Origin of the sequence: Piscirickettsia salmonis LF-89 = ATCC VR-1361 (genome assembly GCF_000297215.2) — a bacterium.
Taxonomy (GTDB): domain Bacteria; phylum Pseudomonadota; class Gammaproteobacteria; order Piscirickettsiales; family Piscirickettsiaceae; genus Piscirickettsia; species Piscirickettsia salmonis.
In genome coordinates, this window is record NZ_AMFF02000021.1 from 117148 (window position 1) to 127029 (window position 9882).

11 protein-coding genes and 1 pseudogene are annotated in these 9882 nt (G+C 36.8%); all 12 read right to left on the reverse strand.

The window, feature by feature from the left end; all coding sequences use genetic code 11:
• Positions 1-206 (reverse strand): annotated as a pseudogene (locus C200_RS16035) (hypothetical protein); the annotation flags it as partial.
• 77 nt (positions 207-283) lie between these two features.
• The gene (locus C200_RS03470) at positions 284-712 is read right to left on the reverse strand and encodes a hypothetical protein (protein ID WP_016210813.1); all 429 of its coding nucleotides are present in this window, start codon (positions 710-712) and stop codon (positions 284-286) included.
• Positions 713-1061: 349 nt separating this feature from the next.
• Complete coding sequence (locus C200_RS03475) at positions 1062-1259, reverse strand: hypothetical protein (protein ID WP_016210814.1); 198 nt, start codon at positions 1257-1259, stop codon at positions 1062-1064.
• Positions 1260-1501: 242 nt separating this feature from the next.
• Positions 1502-2134, reverse strand: a complete 633-nt coding sequence (locus tag C200_RS03480) for a riboflavin synthase (RefSeq protein ID WP_016210817.1) — start codon at positions 2132-2134, stop codon at positions 1502-1504.
• A 419-nt stretch (positions 2135-2553) separates the two neighbouring features.
• Positions 2554-3504 carry an alpha-L-glutamate ligase-like protein gene (locus tag C200_RS03485; RefSeq protein ID WP_016210815.1) on the reverse strand — a complete coding sequence of 317 codons (951 nt, stop codon included), beginning with the start codon at positions 3502-3504 and terminating at the stop codon, positions 2554-2556.
• On the reverse strand, positions 3501-5033 hold the full coding sequence (locus tag C200_RS03490) for an inactive transglutaminase family protein (protein ID WP_016210821.1): 1533 nt from the start codon (positions 5031-5033) through the stop codon (positions 3501-3503). The genes C200_RS03485 and C200_RS03490 overlap by 4 nt, the downstream gene beginning before the upstream one ends.
• A complete protein-coding gene (locus tag C200_RS03495) occupies positions 5030-5560 on the reverse strand; it encodes an ATP-dependent zinc protease family protein (protein WP_017377821.1) in 531 nt (176 codons plus the stop codon). Before C200_RS03495 ends, C200_RS03490 begins: the two co-directional genes overlap by 4 nt.
• Before the next feature lie 334 nt (positions 5561-5894).
• Positions 5895-6533: a hypothetical protein gene (locus C200_RS03500; protein ID WP_016210823.1), complete on the reverse strand. Its 639-nt coding sequence runs from the start codon at positions 6531-6533 to the stop codon at positions 5895-5897.
• Between the two features lie 449 nt (positions 6534-6982).
• A complete protein-coding gene (locus C200_RS03505; protein WP_016210811.1) occupies positions 6983-7687 on the reverse strand; it encodes a hypothetical protein in 705 nt (234 codons plus the stop codon).
• Between the two features lie 291 nt (positions 7688-7978).
• Positions 7979-8203 (reverse strand): YdcH family protein, encoded by a 225-nt coding sequence (locus C200_RS03510; protein ID WP_016210818.1) that lies wholly within the window; start codon positions 8201-8203, stop codon positions 7979-7981.
• A gap of 79 nt (positions 8204-8282) precedes the next feature.
• Positions 8283-8720 (reverse strand): MarR family winged helix-turn-helix transcriptional regulator, encoded by a 438-nt coding sequence (locus C200_RS03515; protein ID WP_230383313.1) that lies wholly within the window; start codon positions 8718-8720, stop codon positions 8283-8285.
• A complete protein-coding gene (locus tag C200_RS03520; RefSeq protein WP_016210820.1) occupies positions 8707-9648 on the reverse strand; it encodes a DMT family transporter in 942 nt (313 codons plus the stop codon). Before C200_RS03520 ends, C200_RS03515 begins: the two co-directional genes overlap by 14 nt.
• Positions 9649-9882 lie beyond the last annotated feature (234 nt).

Here is a 9882-nt window from a genome sequence, read left to right on the forward strand (position 1 = left end):
GCAAAGCCAAAGCCAAGAAATTTTACATCAAATACACCATTTTTTTCTGTAATAATGATATTGTCAAACTTAATATCACCATGTTGCATCTTTAGGAGGTGTAGCCTGTGCAGCTCTAGTGCTACAGCAACAATAACCTCATCTGTTCGGTGTGGATAGCTTTTTAATGTGTCAGGACTTACGCATTGACAGCTTTTTGAAAACATGAAAGCTAGAGATATCAATGGCTGTAGCCTTTTAATCACTTTTTTACAAACTTTCGAAGAGAGTAAAAAATATGAGCTTATGACAAAACTTCATGCAAATTATGAAAAAAACGTACTGAAAATACCAATTTTTTATAGGTGCATAACTGGATTTTGTTGTCAATGCGTAAGTCCTGTGTGTTATGAAAATCCTTCCCTGGGAACAGTGGCATCACCAAACGGCAGTCTAAAGTATCAACTTCTTCAAATAAAACCTCAGTATCTGGATAAGCTTTTTCGAAAAACGTTTTTTCTACTTTAAGTTTATGTATAGTATCCTTATTTGGGTGTAGAGGGCGTTTGACTGCAAATTTGACTGAATTAGTCGCAGAGGCAAATGCTCTGACGCTACCATATTTGCCTACGCCGAGCTCTTCTATTGGTTGATAGAGAGTAACAACATCATCTTCTAATTGTCTTTCAATGATGGAGCCACGCCGCTCTCTTTGATACTTTAATTTCGGCATATTAGGTAACCTCAAGGTGTAATACTGAATTTTAAAAGTTAATAAAAAAGGAGAGCAATATCAGATTTACACCAAAAATAAAGTTTAAGCAACACGGACTGTATAGAGATTTTATTTTTCGTTGATTTTCAAAAAAATACAGAAAATTGAATTGATTTAAAACGTCTTGCTTTAAAATTACAACGACTATTTTGAGCTTAGGTGTTAGTATAGATATATGTTAGTGTCGTATCTTGTGGATTATTAATTTGATAATCTTGTAACAAAAGGTATTAAAAAAGCACGTGATATGTTGAAAAAAACGCAGTATTAGCTTATTTGGGTTCAGAGTTAGCCATTCTTAACTTAGCTATGAGTCCGATTTTTTCGGATGTACTTTATTCCAGAGGCTTTGTGACCCACTTTTTGTTTTTTCCCATGCATTCTCTGTTGCTGTTTTGGCTTTTTCGCTCCATTGCTGAAATTTACTTGAGTCGGTAGATGAGCCAGTCGCCCAACCTGAGCTGGTTATTAAGGCGATAGATAAAAACAAAATAATTTTACGCATAAGGTTATATCTTAATATTTTTTAGTAAAAATTAATTATAGTGGTTTTATTTAATAAATCTACTTATTAAATTTTTATTTTAAAAAAATAACTTAAAGTTATTGTAAATATTAAGCTTTTGAAATGAAAGTGTATTTTGTAATTATTATCTTTAATGGGGGGTATACCAAAAAAATTGTTGGCTGGCATAAAAAGCTGCTTAAAGACGTTTATTTAATGATTAATCGTATTTTTTATTATTTTTAAATTTGACCGGTGTGATTTTTTAGCTGTTGTGCCATAATGCGCTCAACGGTTGTCACTATTGTATAGGTTGTCGGGTCGATTTCAATATTGACTTTATTACCCGGCTTTTTATAAGGGAAATTAGTAACGCGTAGCGTCTCGGGAATGAGATTAATTTCAAACTCGCCATGTGAAGAGGTTTGTCCTACGGTGAGGCTACAGCCATCAACACTGATAAAGCCTTTATACAGAATATATTTCATCCATGCTGGATTACAGGATAAGCGTAAATTTAGGTTATCACCTTGTATTGTAACCTGTTTCACTGTTGCTGTACCGATAACGTGGCCATACATTGCGTGCCCACCATTTTCTTCTCCTGTGATATGTGAGCGTTCTACACTTAAAGTACGACCTAAACAAAGTGCATCGAATGTGGTGAGTTTGAGAGTTTCAGCGCCGGATGCAAAACTGATGATAGAATTGTTGATGGCAGTGACGGTGTGACAAACGCCATCAAGATTAACACTGGCACCTATTTTAAGATTGCGGGTTAAGGTATCGGCTAATTGTATGCTAAAGCAGGTGAGTTGGTCTTTTTTTTCTAGTTCAACGACTGCAAAAACGCCTTGGGTAATTCCAGTATACATAATAAGGCCCTTATCGATCATGTCTTACAATAGATTTAGCTGAATCTAGCTATTTTAACGCATGAAAGTGTTTTATAGAAGCTAGCTTAAGTAACAATAATTATTATTATTTATACAGGACTTACGCATTGACAGCTTTTTGAAAACATGAAAGCTAGAGATATCAATGGCTGTAGCCTTTTAATCACTTTTTTACAAACTTTCGAAGGGAGTAAAAAATATGAGCTTTGACAAAACTTCATGCAAGTTATGAAAAAAACGTACTGAAAATACCAATTTTTTATAGGTGCATAACTGGATTTTGTTGTCAATGCGTAAGTCCTGTTATAGTATTTGTTTGTATTTATTTTTTAATTTTTATTAAATTAGCTGCCTGGCCTCACTTAGCACCTGGAGAGCAGAGAGAGGCACTTAGAATATTATATTTTTGCGAACTGATGTTTGATGAAAGCAATGCGTTCATCGGCTGTGCGTTGTTGATTTTGTTGCTCAATGAAACGTAATCGATGCAATAAGCCGCTATTATTCGCAATTTGAATATTTAAACCAGGACGCGCATTAAGCTCAAGCATGAGTGGGCCTTTGTCTTTATCAAGGATAATATCCACACCTAAATAACCTAGTTGAGTAAGCTCGTAACAGCGTGCAGCAAGGTTTAAAAAATGATCCCAGTGAGGAATCTGTAAGCCTGGTACAGCATAGCCAGTATCCGGATGTTCATGAATTGGGTCATTCATCCAAACACCTTCTAAGGTGATGCCTGTTGTTAAGTCAATGCCAACGCCAATTGCACCTTGATGAAGGTTGGCTTTGCCATCAGAGAGCCGAGTGGGTAGACGCACCATCGCCATCGCAGGATAGCCTTTTAGGACAATAATACGAATATCGGGCACACCTTGATAGCTGATTTTTTTAAATAATGGATCAAATTGTACGCGGTATTCAATCATGGCCTGATCACGTTGGCCACCAAGACTGTATACCCCACTTAAGATATTAGAAATGTGATGACGAATATCGTCTAAGTGTAACAGTGCACCACTGACTTTGCGAAAACGCTCACCATGGCGGTTGGTAATGACTAAAATACCATCACCGCCAGCACCACGGGCCGGTTTAATGACAAAATCCGTTCGATTGGCTAAAATTTGCTCCAGATGGTGAGTATCATGGTCAGTTTTAAGGGTTGCATATAATTTAGGGACGGCAATACCATCTTTAATCGCAAGGGTTTTTGTCATGATTTTATCATCGACTAAAGGGTAGTATTTGCGCTGATTATAGCGAATAATAAAGTCAGCATTACGCTGATTAATGCCTAAAATGCCCTTTGTTTTAAGCGCCTGATAGGTCTTCCACAGGCTGATCATAGTTTGCTCGCAAAGGCTTTAAAACGCAGTAATTCAGATAGTCTGTAGCCAGTATAACGACCGATTAAGAGCATTATAGCAATAATAATTAAGGTTAAGCCGGGAAAGGCAAAGGCCCAATAGGTGATTAAACTATTGGTCATCGTCAGATAAGCTAAAATGGCGGTAATTAAACTGCCGGTTGCAGCAATCAGTGCTTCTTGTGGCCCGCGTTCATCCCATAAAATAGAGACGCGCTCGATGGTCATGGTTAAAATCACCATCGGAAAGAGGGCAATGGATAAGCCGCGTTCAAAGCCGAGTTTATAGCTAAATATGCTGATCATGGCCATCATTATAATCACTAGCGTTAAAATAACGGCAAGTCTTGGGACCAGTAGGAGCTGCAGCTGATTTAAATAACCGCGCGCTAAAAGGCCAATGGAGGTGACTAAAGTAAATAAAACCACTCCCCAAACAATATGGGTTTCGCGAAAAGCTAGCGCAATCAATACCGGCATAAAGGTGCCCAAAGTGGTGACGCCGACAAAACTACGTAATAACAAAATAATCAGCACACCGATTGGCACGGTCATTAAGATTTTATAAATCTCTTGAGTTTGTAAGGGGAGGCTTAACAAGGTGAAGTTAATAAAATTAGTGGCTTTTTCACTGTGATCAGGCTGTAAAAATGCTAAGGCATTTAAATGGCTTTCTGATACGGTAAAGGTTATTTTTGCCTGATTGGCACCCGAAATTTTAAATAATGGCTCTTCTCCTTGTGACCAGAGCATCACATTATCGGGTAGCCCGGCAGTACCGGTGACGGGATTAAAGTAAAGCCATTTTTTACCATTAAAACTAGCAATCCATGGGACAGGCTGAGTGGTGCCAGGTAATAAATAAATGTCATAAATAACTTTTGCCGGGATTTTTGCTAAAGAGAGCAGGCGAGTGATGACAACAGCGCGCTTAAGTGAGGAGTCGGCATCTTTTAATAATAATGTGGCGTTATGATCATCCTTTTGATTTAAGAGGCGAATTGTCTCTTGAGTAAAGCTTGCAATATCTGCTGATTGTTGACGGATGGGGGCAAGTAGGGCATCCGCGGCAACTTTTTGGCTATTAACAAATGGATAAGCTTCTATAGTTTGGCTAGGCGCTGCGATCTTGCCCGGTTGGTGTTGTTGGTGGACGACAAAATGATAATACAGTGCTTGTAGGCCCTTAGCGCGACGGATAGACCAGGTAACGACACGGACATTATCGTTACTTTTAGCAGTAGAATAACCATAATTGCGTGAAATAAACTTTTCATTCAGAATTTTCATATTATCTTGATAGGTATTTGGCAAGGTGAGTTCAGCTTTGATGGGTTTATTCTTTTCAGGTTGAAATTGAACTTTTGCTTCAACGGTCCAGACTGAGGTCTCAGTACTTGGTGTCATGGGTGTATTGAGTGTTTTAATTTGATAGCAGGTGATAAAAATTCCAATAATAAATAATGCGGCGACCAAAAGCTTAAAGTGAAGGTTAGTGCTGATTCTCATTGTGTAAGCTCACTTTCTTGACAGGTAGGCTTAGTTATAAAGCGCTGGGCCGGATCAATTAAGCGATTGAATTTAATAATAGCATCACGACCTAGTAAAATAGGGTACATAAAATTGCGACGATCAAGAATGCTAAGTTCTACTTTTTTAACTGTATGACCTACACACACCGGTAAAACAATAACTGGGCGCTTGGCTAGCTTATTTTGCTCGGAGCCTTGCGTGCGACGTTCTTTAATATGGATATAGCGAGCAATGGGTAAAGTAAAGCGATGGCGAATATGACCTTTAGGGCTTTCAAAGGTAAAGGAAATATAGTCTTTGCCGCTTTTATTAAAGATATCAAGATCAAAGCCACTGATAGCACCAATTTTTGCACCAGAGTCAATGCGAGTGCGTATGCTTTCATCAATAAATGGAATTTTGGTATGTTCTACTGCACCGATAATGCTGTTCGCTGAATTTAGTAGGGGAAGCATGATTAACAAGCTAGTGATTATCACGTTTTTTGTAGTTCGTTGTTTCATGTATTGTTGCTTGTCTTATAGTGTTAAATTACTATAATTCAAGCTCAATAGGGCGCCTTAGGTCAAGTATTAAATGACCTGTTATAACTTTACTATAAATTTGAGTATTTATGCTTTGCATTGTCTGGATATTCAGGGGTAATGATTGTAATAAAATATTGGAGTCAATGCGTGATCATGGGTAAAAAAGTTGCCCCAGTTGGACTTTCTCTGTTGTTCAGTGAGGCATTTGTAGAAGTCTTGATAAAATCCTGATTGTTGTGCATATATTGTTAATATATGCTTTTTCTACAGTACCACCAGCATTTTTATTTTAGTACGCCCCCAACAACGGCTAGTGGAGCTCAGGACAGTCAAGGCTTTGAAGAAAGTCAGTTGTAGAGTTTTGAGTTCTACCCCACCAGAGAAGACCTGCTTTATAACCAGAATCAGGCTTTGCAGTGGCTAATAGATTGTTTACTATAGCAAGCTTATCTTTTAAAGGTAGATCACCAGTAATCGCTTCATAGATGTACTGTACCCTACGTGGAACTTTCCGGCGGGTACCATTCTCGTCGTGGATAGAATAGCAGCTGCCACCCCAACCAAACTCAAAGCGACCTTCTTGGGCGTGGGATAAAATTTTATCCTTTATGGTGTTTAATTTTTTATTGATAAGATTATCTATATGTTGTTCGCAGTTATTTAAACAATCACCTAAAAATTTTTTTAATCGAGTTGATTCAGGACAACTATAGGTTAAATATTTTTGAGTTAATTCATTTCTTTGGATTGTTCCTAAAGGTTTTAGTAGGTCATAAACCGATTTAGAATTATCAATATCCTCTTTAATTTGAAAAAGTAGGTGATCTCGTTTTTCTCTTTCTTTATAGTCGTGACTAAGTTTCCAAAACTCACCTTTATCTTTGTTTTGTATAAAATGGTTTATAAAGCCTTGTGCTTTTTTATGTATATCTTCAAATTTAGGTAACATCTTTTATCCCCTTGCTATTGAAAATAATTTTTTAGATTGTATGCATAGAACTTAAATTTAAGTTAATTATTTTTGCTTGATAACCTTGATTTTACTCAAGAGACAAAATAAATATATAATTAACAAAGTAAATATTTTGTAAATATTTTGTAAATTATTTTTATAGGTTATTAATTTGGTTATTTTAATAAAATAATCTACTTTTTTATATTTATAAATAACAAATTTTTTAAATTAATTTTACTTTTATTAAAAGTTAAAAGTTAAAAGTTAAAAGTTAAAAGTTAAAAGTTAAAAGTTAAAAGTTAAAAGTTAAAAGTTAAAAGTTAAAAGTTAAAAGTTAACACTTGAAGTATCCAGTTTAATTTGACGCTAATGCACAACCGATGTATTTATATTACAAATACACAGATCTTAAGGGTCTAGTTAGGTGTCAGCCCCAATATTTATTAATGAGTTGCGGCTGGAGCTTCACAGTTAAGCTCAGCAAGAAACCTATTTGTTGAGTCTTGGGTTCTGCCAAAATAGTATAATGTACTCGATTGATAGCCACTTGCAGCTTGATCTCTTATTGCGTTGATTTCTTCTAGTACCTCTGCTGGGCTAAATCTTGGGTCTTTAAGAAGACTCATGATTTTGTATACTCTTCGTGGCACTGGATAAATGTTACCTGTGTCTTCATCTTTAATGCTGTATGAGCTGCCAAAGATCCCGAATTTAAAGTCCTCGCCTTGGACTTTGCTAATAATTTGGCTTTTTATCGCCGCTAAAATGGGCAAAGCATGAGTATTTGCAGCATCTAACGTTTGCTGTCGAACTTTTAAGTCTTCTTCCCAGTCCTTCATTTCTTTCGTACAATCATCTATACATTTTTGGCAATCAATCCAGATCTTTTTCAGTTTGTTGTCGAAGTGCCGATTGGCAGACTCTGGATGGTGAGAAGAAAAGTAATCTTTAAAAGCAGGTGAGCCTTTAAGGTTTTTTAGTTCCAGCATGACGGTTGATAGCGAGCCAGTAGGCTCAATTTTACTGATCGTCTGTTGCGCTAGCCTGGCACGTGCAACATGGACATAATTATCTTCATCTTCACTTTCATGCAGATAAATTTGGCCTAATAGACTTAATACTTGTTTCTTTATGCCTTGAAAGTCCATATTTACCCCTTTGTACATTTATTTGGATTAGTATTGTGTTATTTCTTAAATTAAGAAGAAAGTTAATTTAAATTAATAATAATTTTTATGTTGTTGGATTTTATACTAAAAACTTTGATTTTTTATATTTTTTTTATATTTTTTTTGTAAATATAATTATTTTATTATGTTTTGTTACAGCCGCAGATAGCGCACCATCTGCTTATTTGTGGATCTATTTATGAATGTTTGGGTTAATTAATCTAGCTTAACCTGGTTAGATATATTAGGTGTTATCACTGATATTTAAGTTTAAGCACAGGCTTTAAGGCGGCTATAAATCGCATCTTGTATTTTTAAGCGTTGGCGCTTGAGCTGAGAGGCGGTGATGACAGATATGGTTTTATTAATTTCTTTGTCGATATGGTGGAATTGCTGCCAGAGTTGATGAAATTCTAGATCCTGTTGTTTTAACTGGTTGCAGGTTTCTTTATAGGGTGCAAACTCTTCGCTCAAATTATGGTGTTTACTTAGCATAGTTGGCCTCTTACGTTACAGACTCACCTGTAGGGTAAGACTCCATTGCCAGGTGGGAGTTCAGGCCAACTTTATTAAGTTATTTTTTAAATTTGATGCTTGCAAGATTGTCTTTCATTTTCCTGATAGTCATGATAAACGCAGTGAGTTCATCATCATCAATGCCCGTAAGTGATTGCGGGCGAAACTTATCACCGATAGCACGAATTTTCTCAATAATAGGTGTTGCATTGGGGGTAAGGTAGAGGCAACGCGCACGGCGGTCATGTGGGGCGATTTCTTTACGTAGCCAATTTGAAGCAACAAAATGATCGAGTATACGCGTTAAGCCCTGTGGCTCGATATCAAGAAACTCGGCAAGTTGAACTTGCGTGAGTCCTGGGTTCTGATGAATGGCATACAAGGCACGGCGCTCTGTTGGGCCAAGACCTAAGTCTTGGCTATTGCAAGAGTATATGCGGCGCCACCAGTTGCTGATATCGCAGATAAGAAATTCAAGTTCATTAATCGGTTGCATAAGTTTGCGTGACTCCATGTTGAGTGTGATGAATGTTATGTTTTTTCTGTTTATTTTGGATATAAACACAGCCGATGCCTGAGAAACATACCAGCACAATGCCACCTAGCATCAGTAGGCTGGTTGGAGCATGTAAGAGTATAACCGAGATGAGCACAGCAAAGACAATATTACTGTAATACAGTGTAGAGACGATATGAGCATCAATAAATTGCAAGGCGAGTGTTAAGGCAAACTGAGTACAGAAAAACAACAGGCCGGTGACTAAAATGATACGAATAAAGCTCGTTGACAGGTGAGGCTGATTAATGGCTAGAAAAACCCCAGAGATAATGCTGGAGAGTAAAAAATAATAAAAAGCGCTGGTTAGTCCTGAATCTTGGTCGGTAGTGCGGCGAATAAAGAGCATAGAAGATGAGACACATAGCGCTGAGGCGAGTGCAAATAAGGCACCACCACGCAAGAAGCCGTCATGACTTGGGTTTAAAATGATGGCGACACCAACAAAGCCAATAAGAATTGCTGGCCACAGTTTATGGTTAATTTTTTGCCTGAAAAAAAGCAGTGCAAGAAACGGCGTAAATAAGGCAGAGGTATTTGCCAGGAGCACACCATTGACTAAAGGAATCGTTTTTAAAGCAAAAAATAAGCAATAGCTAATGCCTAAGCTAAAAAAAGCACGAATAATATGAAAGTGCAGATAATTTGTTTTAAATAAGCTTTTTTTATTTTTTAACGCACCTGCTGTTTTTTTATTTTGTTGTATGATGATAGGGAGGATTAATACTAAGCAAACCAAGCTTTGAGCAAATACAAGAAGGCTTAACGGGACTTCTGGGTGGTGCTTAATGACCGCTGCTAGGCTGGCATAACTTAATGCACTGAATAAAGTCAATGCGATGCCTTTGATTAAAGAAGAATGTATCATGACGAGAGCTCCAGTCCTTAAATTAACAGTTAGAATTATACTTTTAATAAACTTTGTTGATTATATTTTTTGTTTATAATAAGTCAAGTTTATTTTTAAAGGGGCGTTATTTAGAGACATTATTTAAAGATGAGTTATAGCGCTCGATCAACAGTTTCTGACATACTATCAGTAGGTTAAAAAATACAATAAGGAAAGACGATGCCTTCTCCTTACAGTTATGACTTAAGAATT

Bases quoted from the DNA above. Each gene is read 5' to 3' on its own strand.
- C200_RS03490 (WP_016210821.1), bottom strand. From the start codon at position 5,033: ATGAGAATCAGCACTAACCTTCACTTTAAGCTTTTGGTCGCCGCATTA.
- C200_RS03505 (WP_016210811.1), bottom strand. From the start codon at position 7,687: ATGGACTTTCAAGGCATAAAGAAACAAGTATTAAGTCTATTAGGCCAA.
- C200_RS03475 (WP_016210814.1), bottom strand. From the start codon at position 1,259: ATGCGTAAAATTATTTTGTTTTTATCTATCGCCTTAATAACCAGCTCA.
- C200_RS03480 (WP_016210817.1), bottom strand. From the start codon at position 2,134: ATGTATACTGGAATTACCCAAGGCGTTTTTGCAGTCGTTGAACTAGAA.
- C200_RS03470 (WP_016210813.1), bottom strand. From the start codon at position 712: ATGCCGAAATTAAAGTATCAAAGAGAGCGGCGTGGCTCCATCATTGAA.
- C200_RS03495 (WP_017377821.1), bottom strand. From the start codon at position 5,560: ATGAAACAACGAACTACAAAAAACGTGATAATCACTAGCTTGTTAATC.
- C200_RS03520 (WP_016210820.1), bottom strand. From the start codon at position 9,648: ATGATACATTCTTCTTTAATCAAAGGCATCGCATTGACTTTATTCAGT.
- C200_RS03500 (WP_016210823.1), bottom strand. From the start codon at position 6,533: ATGTTACCTAAATTTGAAGATATACATAAAAAAGCACAAGGCTTTATA.
- C200_RS03510 (WP_016210818.1), bottom strand. From the start codon at position 8,203: ATGCTAAGTAAACACCATAATTTGAGCGAAGAGTTTGCACCCTATAAA.
- C200_RS03515 (WP_230383313.1), bottom strand. From the start codon at position 8,720: ATGCAACCGATTAATGAACTTGAATTTCTTATCTGCGATATCAGCAAC.
- C200_RS03485 (WP_016210815.1), bottom strand. From the start codon at position 3,504: ATGATCAGCCTGTGGAAGACCTATCAGGCGCTTAAAACAAAGGGCATT.